Source organism: Acinetobacter sp. WCHAc010034 (assembly GCF_001696615.3).
Taxonomy (GTDB): Bacteria; Pseudomonadota; Gammaproteobacteria; order Pseudomonadales; family Moraxellaceae; genus Acinetobacter.
This window is the reverse complement of the sequence record NZ_CP032279.1, coordinates 1,741,565-1,758,383: the sequence shown is the minus strand read 5'-3', so window position 1 is coordinate 1,758,383 and position 16,819 is coordinate 1,741,565. Positions and strand designations below refer to the sequence as shown.

The 16,819-nt window shown below is 49.5% G+C and carries 13 protein-coding genes, 2 tRNA genes, 3 rRNA genes and 1 pseudogene; 15 read left to right on the top strand and 4 right to left on the bottom strand.

The genetic code is table 11. From position 1 onward, the window contains the following. Nucleotides 1–379 precede the first annotated feature (379 nt). From BEN74_RS10060 to rrf, 5 genes are all read left to right on the top strand, one after another. Nucleotides 380–1,917: ribosomal RNA gene (locus tag BEN74_RS10060) — 16S ribosomal RNA — on the top strand. A gap of 61 nt (nt 1,918–1,978) precedes the next feature. Continuing rightward, nucleotides 1,979–2,055 (top strand) — tRNA-Ile (locus BEN74_RS10055). A gap of 50 nt (nt 2,056–2,105) precedes the next feature. After that, a tRNA-Ala gene (locus BEN74_RS10050) sits at nt 2,106–2,181 on the top strand. A 365-nt stretch (nt 2,182–2,546) separates the two neighbouring features. Beyond that, nucleotides 2,547–5,440, top strand: a 23S ribosomal RNA gene (locus BEN74_RS10045). A 197-nt stretch (nt 5,441–5,637) separates the two neighbouring features. Next, nucleotides 5,638–5,752, top strand: a 5S ribosomal RNA gene (gene rrf / locus BEN74_RS10040). Together the 16S, 23S and 5S rRNA genes with 2 tRNA genes alongside form the textbook arrangement of a ribosomal RNA operon. A gap of 183 nt (nt 5,753–5,935) precedes the next feature. Here the strand turns inward: rrf and BEN74_RS10035 are convergent. Beyond that, nucleotides 5,936–6,856 (bottom strand): Dyp-type peroxidase, encoded by a 921-nt coding sequence (locus tag BEN74_RS10035; RefSeq protein WP_068907922.1) that lies wholly within the window; start codon nt 6,854–6,856, stop codon nt 5,936–5,938. Between the two features lie 164 nt (nt 6,857–7,020). Between BEN74_RS10035 and BEN74_RS10030 the strand changes: the two are divergent. Beyond that, nucleotides 7,021–7,633: pseudogene (locus tag BEN74_RS10030) on the top strand (LysE family transporter). A gap of 22 nt (nt 7,634–7,655) precedes the next feature. Next, nucleotides 7,656–8,183, top strand: a complete 528-nt coding sequence (locus BEN74_RS10025; RefSeq protein ID WP_162898169.1) for a hypothetical protein — start codon at nt 7,656–7,658, stop codon at nt 8,181–8,183. A 95-nt stretch (nt 8,184–8,278) separates the two neighbouring features. Here BEN74_RS10025 and znuB read toward each other — a convergent pair whose 3' ends face one another. From znuB to BEN74_RS10010, 3 genes are read right to left on the bottom strand one after another with little or no spacing between them, the layout of a single operon-like run. Continuing rightward, the gene (gene znuB / locus BEN74_RS10020) at nt 8,279–9,079 is read right to left on the bottom strand and encodes a zinc ABC transporter permease subunit ZnuB (RefSeq protein ID WP_068907926.1); all 801 of its coding nucleotides are present in this window, start codon (nt 9,077–9,079) and stop codon (nt 8,279–8,281) included. A 3-nt stretch (nt 9,080–9,082) separates the two neighbouring features. Then, on the bottom strand, nt 9,083–9,862 hold the full coding sequence (znuC, locus tag BEN74_RS10015) for a zinc ABC transporter ATP-binding protein ZnuC (RefSeq protein ID WP_416240770.1): 780 nt from the start codon (nt 9,860–9,862) through the stop codon (nt 9,083–9,085). Continuing rightward, nucleotides 9,847–10,341: a transcriptional repressor gene (locus tag BEN74_RS10010; protein ID WP_068907930.1), complete on the bottom strand. Its 495-nt coding sequence runs from the start codon at nt 10,339–10,341 to the stop codon at nt 9,847–9,849. The genes znuC and BEN74_RS10010 overlap by 16 nt, the downstream gene beginning before the upstream one ends. A 139-nt stretch (nt 10,342–10,480) precedes the next feature. Between BEN74_RS10010 and BEN74_RS10005 the strand changes: the two genes are divergently transcribed. The 8 genes from BEN74_RS10005 (at nt 10,481) to atpG (ending at nt 16,806) form a co-directional block, all read left to right on the top strand. Continuing rightward, nucleotides 10,481–11,320, top strand: a complete 840-nt coding sequence (locus tag BEN74_RS10005) for a metal ABC transporter solute-binding protein, Zn/Mn family (RefSeq protein WP_068907932.1) — start codon at nt 10,481–10,483, stop codon at nt 11,318–11,320. A 170-nt stretch (nt 11,321–11,490) separates the two neighbouring features. Further along, nucleotides 11,491–11,889 (top strand): ATP synthase subunit I, encoded by a 399-nt coding sequence (locus BEN74_RS10000; RefSeq protein WP_068907934.1) that lies wholly within the window; start codon nt 11,491–11,493, stop codon nt 11,887–11,889. 105 nt (nt 11,890–11,994) lie between these two features. Then, nucleotides 11,995–12,870, top strand: a complete 876-nt coding sequence (gene atpB / locus BEN74_RS09995; RefSeq protein WP_068907938.1) for a F0F1 ATP synthase subunit A — start codon at nt 11,995–11,997, stop codon at nt 12,868–12,870. 85 nt (nt 12,871–12,955) lie between these two features. Beyond that, on the top strand, nt 12,956–13,201 hold the full coding sequence (gene atpE, locus BEN74_RS09990) for a F0F1 ATP synthase subunit C (RefSeq protein WP_004750052.1): 246 nt from the start codon (nt 12,956–12,958) through the stop codon (nt 13,199–13,201). A 38-nt stretch (nt 13,202–13,239) separates the two neighbouring features. Continuing rightward, nucleotides 13,240–13,710 carry a F0F1 ATP synthase subunit B gene (locus BEN74_RS09985; RefSeq protein WP_068907941.1) on the top strand — a complete coding sequence of 157 codons (471 nt, stop codon included), beginning with the start codon at nt 13,240–13,242 and terminating at the stop codon, nt 13,708–13,710. A 12-nt stretch (nt 13,711–13,722) separates the two neighbouring features. After that, nucleotides 13,723–14,259, top strand: a complete 537-nt coding sequence (locus BEN74_RS09980) for a F0F1 ATP synthase subunit delta (RefSeq protein ID WP_068907943.1) — start codon at nt 13,723–13,725, stop codon at nt 14,257–14,259. A gap of 44 nt (nt 14,260–14,303) precedes the next feature. Next, complete coding sequence (gene atpA / locus BEN74_RS09975; RefSeq protein WP_068907945.1) at nt 14,304–15,848, top strand: F0F1 ATP synthase subunit alpha; 1,545 nt, start codon at nt 14,304–14,306, stop codon at nt 15,846–15,848. A gap of 88 nt (nt 15,849–15,936) precedes the next feature. Next, nucleotides 15,937–16,806 carry a F0F1 ATP synthase subunit gamma gene (gene atpG / locus BEN74_RS09970; RefSeq protein ID WP_068907947.1) on the top strand — a complete coding sequence of 290 codons (870 nt, stop codon included), beginning with the start codon at nt 15,937–15,939 and terminating at the stop codon, nt 16,804–16,806. Nucleotides 16,807–16,819: the final 13 nt, after the last annotated feature.

The window sequence follows — 16,819 nt, the reverse complement described above, 5'->3', positions numbered from 1 at the left end:
AATAAGTGTTGCAAGGGATTAAAAATGCTGTAGAATGCACATCCATCGGCGGTGATGTTGATTAAAACTTGTTGAGAAACAAGGATTTAGCTAGATTGGTTAAATTTCTGAATCTTGAATGAGTTTAAAAATAATCATCAAAACCAGTTGACTTTCTTTTGAAAGAGAGTAATATAGCCGACCTAGCTTGATGCTGACGAAGCATTGAGAAGATCATTAAGAGAATATGAAGAACAACTTGTGTGGATTTTTACCGGTTGATCGATCGAAATAATTTTCATTGATTGATGGTAGAAATTACTCGAAGTTTATTTGAGAAATTAATGTCAGAAAATTGATGAGCCAGATTTGGTGTTTTGAATAAAGCACTATTGATTTTAAACTGAAGAGTTTGATCATGGCTCAGATTGAACGCTGGCGGCAGGCTTAACACATGCAAGTCGAGCGGGGAAATGTAGCTTGCTACATAACCTAGCGGCGGACGGGTGAGTAATGCTTAGGAATCTGCCTATTAGTGGGGGACAACGTTTCGAAAGGAACGCTAATACCGCATACGCCCTACGGGGGAAAGCAGGGGATCTTCGGACCTTGCGCTAATAGATGAGCCTAAGCCAGATTAGCTAGTTGGTGGGGTAAAGGCCTACCAAGGCGACGATCTGTAGCGGGTCTGAGAGGATGATCCGCCACACTGGGACTGAGACACGGCCCAGACTCCTACGGGAGGCAGCAGTGGGGAATATTGGACAATGGGGGGAACCCTGATCCAGCCATGCCGCGTGTGTGAAGAAGGCCTTTTGGTTGTAAAGCACTTTAAGCGGGGAGGAGGCTCTTCTAGTTAATACCTAGGATGAGTGGACGTTACCCGCAGAATAAGCACCGGCTAACTCTGTGCCAGCAGCCGCGGTAATACAGAGGGTGCGAGCGTTAATCGGATTTACTGGGCGTAAAGCGTACGTAGGCGGCTTTTTAAGTCGGATGTGAAATCCCTGAGCTTAACTTAGGAATTGCATTCGATACTGGGAAGCTAGAGTATGGGAGAGGATGGTAGAATTCCAGGTGTAGCGGTGAAATGCGTAGAGATCTGGAGGAATACCGATGGCGAAGGCAGCCATCTGGCCTAATACTGACGCTGAGGTACGAAAGCATGGGGAGCAAACAGGATTAGATACCCTGGTAGTCCATGCCGTAAACGATGTCTACTAGCCGTTGGGGCCTTTGAGGCTTTAGTGGCGCAGCTAACGCGATAAGTAGACCGCCTGGGGAGTACGGTCGCAAGACTAAAACTCAAATGAATTGACGGGGGCCCGCACAAGCGGTGGAGCATGTGGTTTAATTCGATGCAACGCGAAGAACCTTACCTGGCCTTGACATAGTAAGAACTTTCCAGAGATGGATTGGTGCCTTCGGGAACTTACATACAGGTGCTGCATGGCTGTCGTCAGCTCGTGTCGTGAGATGTTGGGTTAAGTCCCGCAACGAGCGCAACCCTTTTCCTTATTTGCCAGCGGGTTAAGCCGGGAACTTTAAGGATACTGCCAGTGACAAACTGGAGGAAGGCGGGGACGACGTCAAGTCATCATGGCCCTTACGGCCAGGGCTACACACGTGCTACAATGGTCGGTACAAAGGGTTGCTACCTAGCGATAGGATGCTAATCTCAAAAAGCCGATCGTAGTCCGGATTGGAGTCTGCAACTCGACTCCATGAAGTCGGAATCGCTAGTAATCGCGGATCAGAATGCCGCGGTGAATACGTTCCCGGGCCTTGTACACACCGCCCGTCACACCATGGGAGTTTGTTGCACCAGAAGTAGGTAGTCTAACCGCAAGGAGGACGCTTACCACGGTGTGGCCGACGACTGGGGTGAAGTCGTAACAAGGTAGCCGTAGGGGAACCTGCGGCTGGATCACCTCCTTAACGAAAGATTGACGATCGGTAAGAATCCACAACAAGTTGTTCTTCATGACGATGTATCTGAGGGTCTGTAGCTCAGTTGGTTAGAGCACACGCTTGATAAGCGTGGGGTCACAAGTTCAAGTCTTGTCAGACCCACCAAATCTGCAAACTGAAACAGAGAATCAGAAACATTGGCCTTATGATAAGCTGGGGACTTAGCTTAGTTGGTAGAGCGCCTGCTTTGCACGCAGGAGGTCAGGAGTTCGACTCTCCTAGTCTCCACCATCACTTTAGAGTGATTAAGCTGAGAAGTTAGATTATAGAATTTAGTAAATAAGATCATTTGATTTTAGTTTATTAAGTTCTGTGATTTATCACAGTTGACTGCAGTCCGACGAGGATGCAGTGAATCATTAACAGAATATATTTGAGTTGAAATAATTTGTTCATACTCGTTTTAGCCAGCTTAACAAGCAATTGTTAATGCTGAATGAAATGAGTTACTAGCGAAATTAACTGAATCAAGCGTTTTGGTATATGAATCTAATTGAAGCTGTACAGTGATTAAGTTCACGAAACTCTAACTGTGGCAATTAAGTTTGCGACGCGAAATACTACTTGTAAGTATTAGCGACTGTTTGGGGTTGTATAGTCAAGTAATTAAGTGCATGTGGTGGATGCCTTGGCAGTCAGAGGCGATGAAAGACGTAATAGCCTGCGATAAGCTCCGGGGAGGCGGCAAATATCCTGTGATCCGGAGATTTCTGAATGGGGAAACCCACTTGCCATAAGGCAGGTATCGCAACATGAATACATAGTGTTGCGAGGCGAACGAGGGGAAGTGAAACATCTCAGTACCCTTAGGAAAAGAAATCAATTGAGATTCCCTCAGTAGCGGCGAGCGAACGGGGAACAGCCCATTAAGTCATATAAGTTCTAGCGGAATGCTCTGGGAAGCGCAACCGCAGTAGGTGATAGTCCTGTACGCGAAAGGGCTTATATGATGATGTCGAGTAGGGCGGGGCACGTGAAACCTTGTCTGAATATGGGGGGACCATCCTCCAAGGCTAAATACTCCTGACTGACCGATAGTGAACCAGTACCGTGAGGGAAAGGCGAAAAGAACCCCTGTGAGGGGAGTGAAATAGATCCTGAAACCGCATGCATACAAGCAGTGGGAGCCGGCTTAGTCCGGTGACTGCGTACCTTTTGTATAATGGGTCAGCGACTTACATTCAGTAGCAAGGTTAACCGCATAGGGGAGCCGTAGGGAAACCGAGTCTTAATAGGGCGCTTAGTTGCTGGGTGTAGACCCGAAACCAGGTGATCTATCCATGAGCAGGTTGAAGGTTGGGTAACACTAACTGGAGGACCGAACCCACTGTCGTTGAAAAGCCAGGGGATGACTTGTGGATAGGGGTGAAAGGCTAATCAAACTTGGTGATAGCTGGTTCTCCCCGAAAGCTATTTAGGTAGCGCCTCGGACGAATACCATTGGGGGTAGAGCACTGTTTCGGCTAGGGGGTCATCCCGACTTACCAAACCGATGCAAACTCCGAATACCGATGAGTACTATCCGGGAGACAGACTGCGGGTGCTAACGTCCGTAGTCAAGAGGAAAACAATCCAGACCGCCAGCTAAGGCCCCAAAATTATAGTTAAGTGGGAAACGATGTGGGAAGGCATAGACAGCTAGGAGGTTGGCTTAGAAGCAGCCACCCTTTAAAGAAAGCGTAATAGCTCACTAGTCGAGTCGGCCTGCGCGGAAGATGTAACGGGGCTAAAACTATATGCCGAAGCTGCGGATTTGCAATTTATTGCAAGTGGTAGGGGAGCGTTCTGTAAGCCGATGAAGGTGGATTGAGAAGTCTGCTGGAGGTATCAGAAGTGCGAATGCTGACGTGAGTAACGACAAAACGGGTGAAAAACCCGTTCGCTGAAAGACCAAGGGTTCCAGTCCAACGTTAATCGGGGCTGGGTGAGTCGACCCCTAAGGCGAGGCCGAGAGGCGTAGTCGATGGGAAATTGGTTAATATTCCAATACTTCAGTATAATGCGATGAGAGGACGGAGAAGGTTAAGTCAGCCTGGCGTTGGTTGTCCAGGTGAAAGGTTGTAGGCATGTATCTTAGGCAAATCCGGGGTACTCTATGCTGAGAACTGACAGCAAGCTGCACTTGTGCAGTGAAGTGGCTGATACCATGCTTCCAGGAAAAGTCTCTAAGCTTCAGTTATACTGGAATCGTACCCTAAACCGACACAGGTGGTCAGGTCGAGTAGACCAAAGCGCTTGAGAGAACTCTGCTGAAGGAACTAGGCAAAATGGTACCGTAACTTCGGGAGAAGGTACGCTGCTGGCGGTGATGGAACTTGCTTCCTGAGCTGCCGGCAGCCACAGAAACCAGGCCCCTGCAACTGTTTATTAAAAACATAGCACTCTGCAAACACGAAAGTGGACGTATAGGGTGTGATGCCTGCCCGGTGCTGGAAGGTTAATTGATGGGGTTAGCGTAAGCGAAGCTCTTGATCGAAGCCCCAGTAAACGGCGGCCGTAACTATAACGGTCCTAAGGTAGCGAAATTCCTTGTCGGGTAAGTTCCGACCTGCACGAATGGCATAATGATGGGGGCGCTGTCTCCAGCAGAGGCTCAGTGAAATCGAATTCGCCGTGAAGATGCGGTGTACCCGCGGCTAGACGGAAAGACCCCGTGAACCTTTACTGCAGCTTGACATTGAACTTTGATCTTACTTGTGTAGGATAGGTGGGAGGCTTTGAAGCCGGGACGCTAGTCCCGGTGGAGCCAATCTTGAAATACCACCCTGGTAATATTGAGGTTCTAACTCTGTCCCGTTATCCGGGACGAGGACCATGTCTGGTGGGTAGTTTGACTGGGGCGGTCTCCTCCTAAAGAGTAACGGAGGAGTACGAAGGTGCGCTCAGCGTGGTCGGAAATCACGCGTAGAGTATAAAGGCAAAAGCGCGCTTAACTGCGAGACCCACAAGTCGAGCAGGTACGAAAGTAGGTCTTAGTGATCCGGTGGTTCTGTATGGAAGGGCCATCGCTCAACGGATAAAAGGTACTCTGGGGATAACAGGCTGATACCGCCCAAGAGTTCATATCGACGGCGGTGTTTGGCACCTCGATGTCGGCTCATCTCATCCTGGGGCTGAAGCAGGTCCCAAGGGTATGGCTGTTCGCCATTTAAAGAGGTACGCGAGCTGGGTTTAGAACGTCGTGAGACAGTTCGGTCCCTATCTACCGTGGGCGCTGGAAATTTGAGAGGATCTGCTCCTAGTACGAGAGGACCAGAGTGGACGAACCTCTGGTGTACCGGTTGTGACGCCAGTCGCATCGCCGGGTAGCTATGTTCGGAAGGGATAACCGCTGAAAGCATCTAAGCGGGAAGCCTACCTCAAGATAAGATTTCCCTAGGAATTTATTCCTCTAAAGAGCCGTTGAAGACTACGACGTTGATAGGCTGGATGTGGAAGTGCGGCGACGCATGAAGCTGACCAGTACTAATTGCTCGTGAGGCTTGACTATACAACGCCCAAGCAGTTGTATACGAAGCATCAATTGATTCGAAATCAAACGATCAAACTTGATTTAGTTGAAAAGCTAAGTAAAATTGAACAAATTGCATAAACTCAGATATACCTGTTAATAACTCATTTGGAAAAAACCTTGGCATGCACTGAAAAGTGAACAGATAAGACCAAGCGAGTATCCATAACAGTTGTGCTGGCGACAATAGCGAGAGTGAACCACCTGATCCCTTCCCGAACTCAGAAGTGAAACCTCTTTGCGCTGATGGTAGTGTGGGGTTACCCATGTGAGAGTAAGTCATCGCCAGCTCATTATTCAAAACCCCCTCCGATAAAATCGGAGGGGGTTTTTTATGCGTATAAAAAATAGAAAAGGCTGGAAAAATGCCTATGCCGCATCGAGCGTTATCGTTTTCATGCGGAATAATTTTTTAAATCAAGATGTTGGCGCTTGATTGGCGGTGATTAAAAAAGGGGCCGGAGCCCCTTCTGCTTAACCTTCCAAAACTTCTTCCAGCAATTCTTCACTTGGCGCAAAGTAATAGGCGCCATCCATTGGCGTTACGAAATGAAGCAGGCGGTCATGAATGCCGTCGCCGCTGGTGCCGAACATGCGCAGCAGCATGCTGTCGATGATGCTTAAGTCATTGGTGTAGGCGATAAAGAACAGGCCCTGATCGCCGCGGCCGTCGCCATAAGGCAGCGAGTGGCGCAGAATCGCCAGTTCTTCGCCTTCACTGTCTTCAACTACGGTGCGCGCAACGTGGGAATTTTCCGGTTTTACTTCATCATCTAGCTCAATCGATTCAAGTTTTGTGCGGCCCATCACCTGTTCCTGCGCATCGACTTTCAGTTTTTTCCATTTGTCTAAATTATGCGCATAGCGCTGCGCAAAAATGAATGAGCCGTCGGCAAATACGCCCGCATCTTCAGCCAAAAGCGCAGTCTCCGCGCGGTCATCCGGGAACTGCGGATTTTCTGTGCCGTCTATGAAGCCGGTCAGGTCGCGGCCGTCAAAGTTGCGGAAGCAAACCCGCTCATCCAGAACTTCAGCTTTGTCCTGAATGCCTTCAAAGAATGACTGGCTGAGCGCAAAGCAGATGTCTGCGCGCTGGGCGGCGATGTGAATCAGCACATCGGCAGGAACAGCCGGCATTTCAAAAGAGCCTGCAATCGGCATCAGCTGCTTAAAGCCTTCTGGCGCCTGAGGGTAAAGCTTTGCCCAAAGTTCGGGGCCAAAGGCCACGGCTGTTTTAATCTGCGCCTGCGGATGCTGGGTGATCAAGCGGTCGCGCGTGCTGAATAGATCCGCGAGTTTTTCTTTTAATTCTTCAATCGTTAAGTCTTTTAAGCGAAGGACAATAAAGCGGGCATGATCTGAAGGTAATGGCAAAATTACAGATTGGGCGGTCATTCATGGCTCCTAAAATATTGGTATTTTTTGCGTAGCTGCTGCTATTGTGCCTTATCGGCCGTGCACTGGGTAGTCTGAATCTGCATTTTTAATCTGCAGTTCCGTCCCGCTTAAAAGCTGTAAATGTCATATAATTCATATCCCTTCTAAAAAGCATTGGTTTTATGTCCTTCCAAATTTGGCTGGCTTATATGCTGGCTCATCAGTCTTTCTCCGGGCGCCGGTGCAATTGCGTCGATGTCCAGCGGCCTGAATTACGGCTTTAAGCGCGGCTATTGGAATGCTTTGGGCCTGCAGCTGGCGCTTCTGGTGCAGATCGGCATTGTGGCTGCCGGGGCAGGGGTGCTGTTTGCCTCTACGCCTTGGGCATTTCTGCTGGTGAAATGGTTTGGCGTGGGCTATCTGCTGTATTTAGCCTGCATGCAGTGGCGCGCGCCTGTTCAGGTTATTGAAATTCAGCAGGATGTTCAGCAGAAGTCCCGCGCGAAGCTGGCGCTGTACGGCTTTCTGGTCAACCTGAGCAATCCTAAAGCCATCGTTTTCCTGCTGGCAGTTTTGCCGCAGTTTCTGGATTTATCCAAGCCGCAGTGGCCCCAGTATGCGGTTATGGCTGTGACCATGATCAGCATTGACTTGATTGTCATGGCGGGCTATACCGGACTGGCTGCTAAAGTTTTGCGCTTGCTTAAATCGCCGCGGCAGCAGAAATACATGAACCGGGCTTTTGCGGTGCTGTTCAGCTGCGCTGCCGGACTGCTCAGTTTGGTGTATCAGTAACTTAACAGTAAGATAGTTCAAAATGAAAAAACCTGTATTTAGCATGAGTTTTTACAGCATGCTGTGTTTTAACTTGATGTTAGGTGGTGCGCCGCTGCAGGCTGGCGCCGGAGAGTTTATAGAGCCTTTTGATAATAATTTTATTATGAAGGATATTCATGTAGTTAAGGAGGAATCCTGTACAGCTGAAACCCGGATGAATTTTAAAGCTTTTGCAAGAAAACAGTTTCAGCAGCGCTTTAATAAAATGCCTGCCGATCTGATTCAGACTGATCATGGCGATTATGCTTTATTCATTAAGCCCTTTGATCTTTCGTATAAGGAAGTATTGCCGTACGCTGATCCGCATGATGACTATAGCCGCTATAGGTTAATTGTGATGGCGCTGTATCCGGAATTTACTCAAGATGACTGCCTGCTGGGTTTTGGCATCTTTCCAGAGGGCTGGGATGGCGAACGCTGGATCCGCTTTAAATCGAACAAGCGCCTTGAAGCCGTACTTCTAGAGGATTATTTACAGCAGCAAAATAAGCGCATTATTCAGCATTAAAAAGGGCGTCCGATATTTGGAGTTAGACACTTACTTAGGGGGCATACTGTTAAAAAAGCCATGCCGCAGCATGGCTTTCATTCAAGCTGAATTTGTTAAGCTGATTTGCTGAATTTCTGCAGCGTAAAAATTACGGCAAACAGCATCGCCATGGTCAGCACAATGCTTAAGCCGGTCGATACATTCAGGCCGGCGCTGGACCACAAGCCGACGGTAATGCCGACTTGCGCAAAGCCAAATGCCCACAGCACCATCTGTTTAGGCGAGTGCGCCATCAGGCGCGCGGTTAAGGCCGGAATGACCAGCAGCGCACCCATCAGCAAAGAGCCGACCGCGCGCAAGGCCAATACGGTAAACAGCGCCAGCAGCAGCATGAAAATCAAGCGCTGCCATTTGGCGTTAATACCTTCACTGACCGCAATATCCGGGTCAATCGCAATCTGAATCTGCGCTTGCCAGTACTTATGCAGCACGGCCAAAGCGCCGATAATCACGGCTGCGAAAACCGGCAGGTCGGCCCATGAAATGGTCAGCAGGTCGCCAAACAGATAGCTGAGCAGTTCCGGGCGCAAATCCGGCAAGTGCTGAATCAGCAGCAGGCCTGAGCAGAGCAGGGAGGCTGAGCACAGCGCCAGCAGCGCATCATTCGGCAGGCGCGGATCATGCAGAATCCACAGAATGCCGACCAGCATCACGGCCAGCAGCGTCACCCCGACCCAGAGCGGCAGGCTGAGCGCGCCGGCAATCGCGACGCCAAGCAGCGTGCCGTGCGCCATGGTGTCGGCAAAGAACGACATGCGGCGCCACAGCATCAGGCAGCCCAAAGGCGCGGTCAGAAACACCAGCAGCGTTCCCATAATCCATGCTGGCAGCAGCAGTTGTAACCATTCCATCATGGCTTAAGCTTCCGGTTCGGGGTGAATGTGCGGGCGGGAATCATGCTGGCATGGGGCAGCGGAGTCACCGTGCGCGCAGTGGTCATGGTGATGCTGATAGAACGCGCGGTTGGTGCCGAAGATCGCCTGATATTCAGGATGCTGCTGCACATTTTCCGGCAGGCCGCTGCAGCAGATGTGCTTGTTCAGGCAAACCACGCGGTGCGTGCCCTGCATCACCCACTGCAGGTCATGCGACACCATCAGCACAGCGCAGCCGTACTTTTCCGGCAGGCTGCGCACATAGTCATACAGTTCGGCTTCAGACTGAATGTCCAGGCCCTGCATCGGCTCATCCAGCACCAGCACATCCGGCTGGCGCAGCAGGGCGCGCGCAATCAGCACGCGCTGGCGCTCGCCGCCGGACAGCTGCTGCACTTTGGCCTGCTGCAGCCTGGCGATGCCGGTGTCGCGGATAATCTCTTCCTTTACAGAAGCTTGGCATTTTTCTAAAGCCAGCAGGTCGCAGACCCGCAAAGGCAGGCTGTGCGAAGGGTTGAATTTCTGCGGCACATAGGAAAACTTCAATTTTCCCGCGCTGATGATCTGGCCTGAGCTGGGCTTCAAAATGCCCAGCAGGACTTTAATCAGGGTCGATTTTCCGGCGCCGTTCGGGCCAATCAGCGTGACAATTTCACGCTCATGCAGGGTGAAATCAATATTCTTCAAGATGTCGCGCTGATCGATGCGGACATAAATATTCTTCAGCTCAATTAAGCCGGCTGCATTTAGGGCTTGCTGCACTGCTGACAGATTCCTGAAATTTCAATAATGCTGTGCTGCGCGGTGAAATGGTCGGAAGCGGACAATTCATCGAGCTGCTGCAAAAGGCCTTGCGCGGATGCCTCCTTCACGGTTCTGCATTCGGTGCAGATCAGGAAGGCAGCCTGATGCCCTTCACGCGGATGGCAGCAGGGGATATAGGCGTTAATTGAGGTTAGGCGGTGAATCAGGCCTTTTTCCAGCAGGAAATCCAGCGTGCGGTACACCGTCGGCGGCGCTGCCGGTCGGTCTGATTCGCTTTTAATTTTAGCCAGCAGGTCATAGGCGCCCATAGGCCCGGCCGCGGTTAAAATCAGCTCCAGCACTTCCTTGCGCAAAGGGGTGAGGCGCGCGCCGGCCGCCGAGCACAGGCTTTCAGCTTCGGCAAGGCGCTGCGCCGCATTCGGATGGTCATGTACGCCATGCAATGCATTGTGATGTCCGTGCGAACAAGAGCTCATTACTCACCTCAAGTACGAAACTGCAAAAAGAAAAAGACTGTAAAGCTTAGCATGAAGCGCAGCAAGTTTCGATCAGGCGTAGGCATTTTTGCGAATTTGTTATACTATAACACCATTCAGTTTTTGGTGATTTCCCGGCATGTCCCGTTTCTTTGCATTCTGCGCCTTTGCGCTGTTCAGCGCCGCCAGCTGGGCGCAAGGCTTAGTGGTTTCCACGCAGCCCATCTACCTGATTGCGAAGGAAGTCACCAAAGGGGTGGAGCAGCCGGCGCTGCTGCTGCAGCATCAGTCCGGGCATGATGTCAGCCTGACGCCGATGCACCGCAAAATGGTGCAGGATGCGGATCTGGTGATCTGGCTGGGCAAGGCGCATGAAGCGCCGCTGGAAAAGCTGCTGGCCGGCAGCCCGAAAAGCATTGCGCTGCTGGATTCAGGCATTGTTTCTACGTTGCCGCTGCGCAATCCGCGCGGGCAGGCCCTGCCGAATACGGTCGATACCCATGTCTGGCTGGAGCCGAATAATGCCGTGCGCATCGGCTTCTTTATCGCGGCTTTGCGCTCGCAGCAGATGCCGGCGCAGCGCGAGCGCTACTGGGCCAATGCCCGGGCCTTTGCGCACAGCCTGCTGCTGACCGCGCAGAAGCTGAATGTCAGCGCCAAGGCGCAGCCGTACTGGTCCTATCATGACGCCTATCAGTACCTTGAGCGCCCGCTGAACCTGAAATTCGCCGGCGCCCTGACCGATGACCCGCACGCCGCGCCGACCATTGCGCAAATCAAATACCTGCAGGACAGCCGGCCAAACGCGAAAATGTGCCTGCTGGCGGAAGGCCATGCCAGCAAAAGCCAGTACCAGAAGCTGAATCCGATCGCTTTCCAGCCGGTCGATGAAAGCATGAACGCGGAGGCCAGTTTTATCCATGCCTGGAAAACGCTGGCGGAGCAAACGCAGAACTGTGTGCTAAATGCACGGAAATAATGCAAAAAATAAGCAGCGGCTGCGGCGTTTAAAAGCGCTTTAATCATTGAAAAAAACCCGACTTAGGTCGGGAAAAGATTGCATGTTCAGGGGTGTAACTCTATAATGCCTGCGATTAAAAATAATCATCAGCTAAACTTGTCAAGCATAATTGCTGTGAGTGTACAAAAATGAGCCGAACTAGTCGCTTGATTGATCGACGATTAGCGAAAGCTTTGATCATCTTGCAAGCATTAATGATTCCTGTTTCAGCCTTGATTGGATGGGTCCTGAAGGACGCAGCCGCCGCATTGAGCGCAGCCTTGGGTGCGCTGGTATGCTGGCTGGCAAACTGCTATTTTACATGGCAGTCATTCCGGGCCGCTGGCGCCCGGGCCACCAAGCAGGTGCTGGCCAATATGTATCGTGGCATGATGGGCAAGTTTGCAATAGTGATTGTTGGATTCATTTTAATTTTAAGCAATGTCAAGCCTCTGTCACCGGCGGCATTGTTTTGCGGCTTTATCCTCGTTCAGGCCATGACGTGGGTCGCTCCATTTTGGGCGTCACGTCTACAGAAGCGGGTTTAAGCGCAGCGGAAATTGAAAAGTTTTTTCAGGAACCGGCGAGATATCAGGCAGCACGCGATATTCGTAAGTTCCATTTAGTTTTTTGACATTGACCAGGTGTGATTTATGGCTGCTGAAGAACATGCCCTTACTTCGACCGAGTATATCAAGCACCACTTGACCAATATGACCTATGGCAAAATGCCGGACGGTTCATGGAAATTGGCTGAGACTGCTGATGAAGCTCAACAGATGGGGTTCACTGCTATTCACTTGGATTCAATGGGTTGGTCAATTACGCTTGGCGTGATTTTCTGCTTGCTGTTCTGGTGTGTGGCTAAAGCCGCAAACTCTGGTGTTCCAACCAAGTTCCAGTCTGCAATCGAAATGATCATCGAGTTTGTTGACTCAAGTGTCCGCGACACTTTCCATGGCAAATCACGCTTAATTGCGCCCTTGGCATTAACCATCTTCGTGTGGATTTTCCTCATGAACGCGATGGACTTAATCCCGGTTGACTTTATCCCGTATACGGCTCAACTGATTGGCGCAAATGTGTTTGGCATGGATCCTCATCACGTTTACTTCAAGATTGTTCCATCTACTGACCCTAACATTACCCTTGGTATGTCATTGTCCGTATTTGCGCTGATCTTGTTCTACAGCATCCGTGAAAAAGGCATTGGCGGCTTCGTCGGTGAGTTGGCACTGAACCCATTTAACCCAAGTAACCCAGTTGCAAAAGCGTTGCTTATTCCAGTGAACTTGATTCTTGAATTGGTAACTTTCCTTGCACGTCCAGTTTCATTGGCTCTTCGACTGTTCGGCAACATGTATGCGGGTGAATTGATCTTCATCCTTATCGCGCTGCTGCCGTTCTGGATCCAATGGGCGTTGTCTGTGCCTTGGGCGATCTTCCACATTCTTGTTATTACGCTGCAGGCATTCATTTTCATGATGCTGACCATCGTTTACTTGAGCATGGCAAGCGAAAAGCATTAATAGTATTGCCTAACTGCCGATGGGCGGTTGGGCTCATAATTTTTTAATTTAATTTGGTATAAACCTAACCTCTGAGGAATTTTTCATGTCTATCGTTCCAGGTTTAGTTGCAATTGCTGCTGCAATCTTAATCGCTTTTGGTGCTCTTGGTACTGCGATTGGTTTTGGTCTTTTGGGTGGTCGCTTCCTTGAAGCTGTTGCTCGTCAGCCAGAATTGGCTCCGCAATTACAAACTCGTATGTTCTTAATCGCGGGTCTTCTTGATGCTGTGCCTATGATCGGTGTTGGTATTGGCTTGTTCTTCATCTTCGCTAATCCATTTGTAGGTTAATCAGCTTAATTCCTAAATTAAACTATTGAGGAATAGCAATGAATATCAACCTCACATTGATTGGCCAAGCGATTGCATTTGCGGTGTTTGTCGCATTCTGCATGAAGTTTGTATGGCCACCACTAATCAATGCGATTAGTGAGCGTCAGCGTAAAATCGCTGATGGCTTAAATGCTGCTGAAAAAGCCAAAGCTGACCTAGCGGATGCGCAGGCTCAAGTGAAAGCTGAATTGGACGCGGCGAAAGCGCAAGCGGCTCAATTGATCGAACAAGCGAACCGTCGCGGTGCGCAATTGGTAGAAGAAGCGCGCACTCAGGCATCTGCTGAAGGTGAGCGCATCCGTCAACAGGCGAAAGAAGCTGTTGATACTGAAATCAATGCTGCCCGCGAAGAATTACGTCAACAAGTGGCTGCCCTGGCAGTGACTGGCGCTGAGAAAATTCTTAGCCAGCAAGTTGACGCAGAAGCTCACAATGCCATGCTGACTCAGCTGGCTGCTAAACTTTAAGAGAGGCGGATTATGGCTGAACTCTTGACGTTGGCACGCCCATACGCTAAAGCAGCATTTGCTTACGCTTCTGAGCAAAGCGCAGCTGACTCTTGGTCACAAGCGCTTGAATTGCTCAGTGCTGCGGTGCAAGACGAAGCATTTTCAGCTTTCTTAAATCGCCCTGAGCTTACTCCTGCTGAGCAGGTAAGTCTTTTTGCGAAAATTTTAGGTGAAGACCAGACTCAGGCAGTGTCAAACTTTTTGACATTGCTGGCTGAAAACGGCCGTTTGGCGCTTCTTCCTGAAATCGCTGCAGAATACGAACAGCTCAAATCACAGAATAACAATACTGTGGATGTTGTGATTGAATCAGCATTCCCGTTGACTTCTGTACAGGAACAATTGCTTGCGCATGCATTAGAGAAGAAATTCGAAGCAGCGGTAAATGTTTCTGTAGAAGTTAAGCCAGAGCTAATTGCTGGCGTGGTTATTCGTGCAGGCGACCAAGTGATAGATGATTCTGCGCTTAACAAGCTTGAAAAAATGCGGACTCGTCTTCTGGCTTAATTGCATATGAAGACTGAACTTAAAAAAGATTGAGGTATAGCGCAATGCAACAACTGAATCCATCCGAGATCAGTGCGCTCATTAAACAGCGTATCGGCGATCTGGACACCAGCGCGACCGCTAAGAACGAAGGGACCATTGTTATGGTTTCCGACGGTATTGTGCGTATTCACGGCCTTGCTGATGCAATGTACGGTGAAATGATCGAATTCGACGGCGGCTTATACGGTATGGCACTGAACCTAGAACAGGATTCAGTGGGCGTCGTTGTTTTAGGTAACTACTTAAGCCTTCAAGAAGGTCAAAAAGCGCGCTGCACAGGTCGTGTATTAGAAGTTCCGGTTGGTCCAGAACTTTTAGGCCGTGTAGTAGATGCTTTGGGTAACCCAATTGATGGTAAAGGCCCAATTGATGCAAAATTAACTGATGCTGTTGAAAAAGTAGCACCAGGCGTAATTTGGCGTCAATCAGTGGATCAACCTGTACAAACTGGTTATAAATCAGTAGATACAATGATCCCTGTAGGCCGCGGCCAGCGTGAGCTGATCATCGGTGACCGTCAAACTGGTAAAACAGCGATGGCGATCGATGCGATCATCGCTCAGAAAAATTCCGGCATTAAATGCGTATACGTAGCTATTGGTCAAAAACAATCGACTATTGCTAACGTTGTACGCAAGCTAGAAGAAACTGGCGCTATGGCGTATACCACTGTTGTAGCAGCAGCTGCAGCCGATCCAGCAGCAATGTTGTACTTGGCTCCATACTCTGGCTGTACAATGGGTGAATACTTCCGTGACCGCGGTGAAGACGCACTAATTATTTATGATGATTTGTCTAAGCAAGCTGTTGCTTACCGTCAAATTTCATTGCTATTACGCCGTCCACCAGGCCGTGAAGCATACCCAGGCGACGTATTCTATCTTCACTCCCGTCTGCTTGAGCGTGCTTCGCGCGTTTCTGCTGACTATGTTGAGAAATTCACGAATGGTGAAGTTAAAGGCCAAACTGGTTCATTAACTGCATTACCAATCATTGAAACTCAAGCGGGTGACGTATCTGCATTCGTACCGACGAACGTAATTTCGATCACTGACGGTCAGATCTTCCTTGAAACATCATTGTTCAACGCGGGCATCCGTCCTGCTGTGAACGCGGGTATCTCTGTATCCCGTGTTGGTGGTTCAGCGCAGACTAAGATCATCAAAAAATTGTCTGGCGGTATCCGTACTGCTTTGGCGCAATACCGTGAATTGGCAGCGTTTGCTCAGTTCGCTTCTGACCTTGACGAAGCGACCCGCAAGCAGCTTGAGCATGGCCAGCGTGTAACTGAGTTAATGAAGCAGAAGCAATATGCTCCTTACTCAATTGCTGACCAGGCTGTTTCAATTTATGCATCTAACGAAGGCTACATGGCTGACGTTGAAGTGAAGAAAATCGTTGCATTTGATGCTGCGCTGATCGCTTACTTCCGTTCAGAAAATGCTGCGTTAATGCAAAAAATCGATGAAACTGGTGATTACAACAAAGACATCGAAGCTGCAATCAAAGCAGGTATTGAAAGCTTTAAAGCGACTCAAACTTACTAAGATTCAACTGAGTTGGATTTAGTTCTGGTTTGGTTCACGGATCAACCTTCGAAAGCTCGAAAGGGCTTTCGAATACTAGGTTAAGCGTATGGCAAATTTAAAAGAAATTCGCGCCAAAGTAGCTAGTATCAAGAGCACGCAGAAGATTACTCGCGCGATGCAAATGGTAGCAGCTTCTAAGATGCGTCGTGCGCAAGAGCGCATGGCTCAAGGCCGTCCGTATGCCGAAAATATGCACCGTGTAATTGCTCATTTGGTACAAGCGAATCCTGAATACAAGCACCGTTATATGGTTGAACGCCCGGTTAAGCGCGTTGGCTATATTATTGTGTCTTCGGATCGCGGCCTTGCTGGCGGTTTGAACATTAACCTGTTCAAAAAAGTGGTAAAACACGTACAGCAGCAACAAGAGCAGTCAATTGAAGTTCAATTTGCTTTAATTGGTCAAAAAGCGGTTTCGTTTTTTAAAAACTACGGCGGTAAAGTGCTGGGCGCTACGACAAATGTCGGCGATGCGCCAAGCCTTGAACAGTTAACTGGTTCTGTACAGGTGATGTTGGATGCGTTTGATAAAGGCGAGTTAGACCGCATTTATCTCGTGTCAAACGGCTTTGTCAATGCCATGACTCAAGATCAGAAAATCGAACAGCTTGTTCCTTTAGCCGCTGCTGAAGAAGACAAGACTCTTAACCGTCAATACGGTTGGGATTACATCTACGAGCCTGAAGCTGAAGAGCTTTTAAATGGCTTGCTGGTTCGCTATATCGAGTCTGTGGTGTATCAAGGCGTGATTGAAAACATCGCATGTGAGCAGTCAGCGCGTATGGTTGCAATGAAAGCTGCAACGGATAACGCGGGTGACCTCATCAAGAGCCTGCAACTTATTTATAACAAGCTGCGTCAAGCCGCGATTACTCAGGAAATTTCTGAGATCGTTGGTGGTGCCGCTGCCGTTTAACATTATTTTGAAT

What these genes read in the sequence shown, in the direction of transcription:
- atpG (WP_068907947.1), top strand. Translation starts at nt 15,937, where the DNA reads ATGGCAAATTTAAAAGAAATTCGCGCCAAAGTAGCTAGTATCAAGAGC.
- BEN74_RS09985 (WP_068907941.1), top strand. Translation starts at nt 13,240, where the DNA reads ATGAATATCAACCTCACATTGATTGGCCAAGCGATTGCATTTGCGGTG.
- BEN74_RS10025 (WP_162898169.1), top strand. Translation starts at nt 7,656, where the DNA reads ATGAAAAAACCTGTATTTAGCATGAGTTTTTACAGCATGCTGTGTTTT.
- atpA (WP_068907945.1), top strand. Translation starts at nt 14,304, where the DNA reads ATGCAACAACTGAATCCATCCGAGATCAGTGCGCTCATTAAACAGCGT.
- atpB (WP_068907938.1), top strand. Translation starts at nt 11,995, where the DNA reads ATGGCTGCTGAAGAACATGCCCTTACTTCGACCGAGTATATCAAGCAC.
- BEN74_RS10000 (WP_068907934.1), top strand. Translation starts at nt 11,491, where the DNA reads ATGAGCCGAACTAGTCGCTTGATTGATCGACGATTAGCGAAAGCTTTG.
- znuB (WP_068907926.1), bottom strand. Translation starts at nt 9,079, where the DNA reads ATGATGGAATGGTTACAACTGCTGCTGCCAGCATGGATTATGGGAACG.
- BEN74_RS10010 (WP_068907930.1), bottom strand. Translation starts at nt 10,341, where the DNA reads ATGAGCTCTTGTTCGCACGGACATCACAATGCATTGCATGGCGTACAT.
- BEN74_RS10035 (WP_068907922.1), bottom strand. Translation starts at nt 6,856, where the DNA reads ATGACCGCCCAATCTGTAATTTTGCCATTACCTTCAGATCATGCCCGC.
- atpE (WP_004750052.1), top strand. Translation starts at nt 12,956, where the DNA reads ATGTCTATCGTTCCAGGTTTAGTTGCAATTGCTGCTGCAATCTTAATC.
- BEN74_RS10005 (WP_068907932.1), top strand. Translation starts at nt 10,481, where the DNA reads ATGTCCCGTTTCTTTGCATTCTGCGCCTTTGCGCTGTTCAGCGCCGCC.
- BEN74_RS09980 (WP_068907943.1), top strand. Translation starts at nt 13,723, where the DNA reads ATGGCTGAACTCTTGACGTTGGCACGCCCATACGCTAAAGCAGCATTT.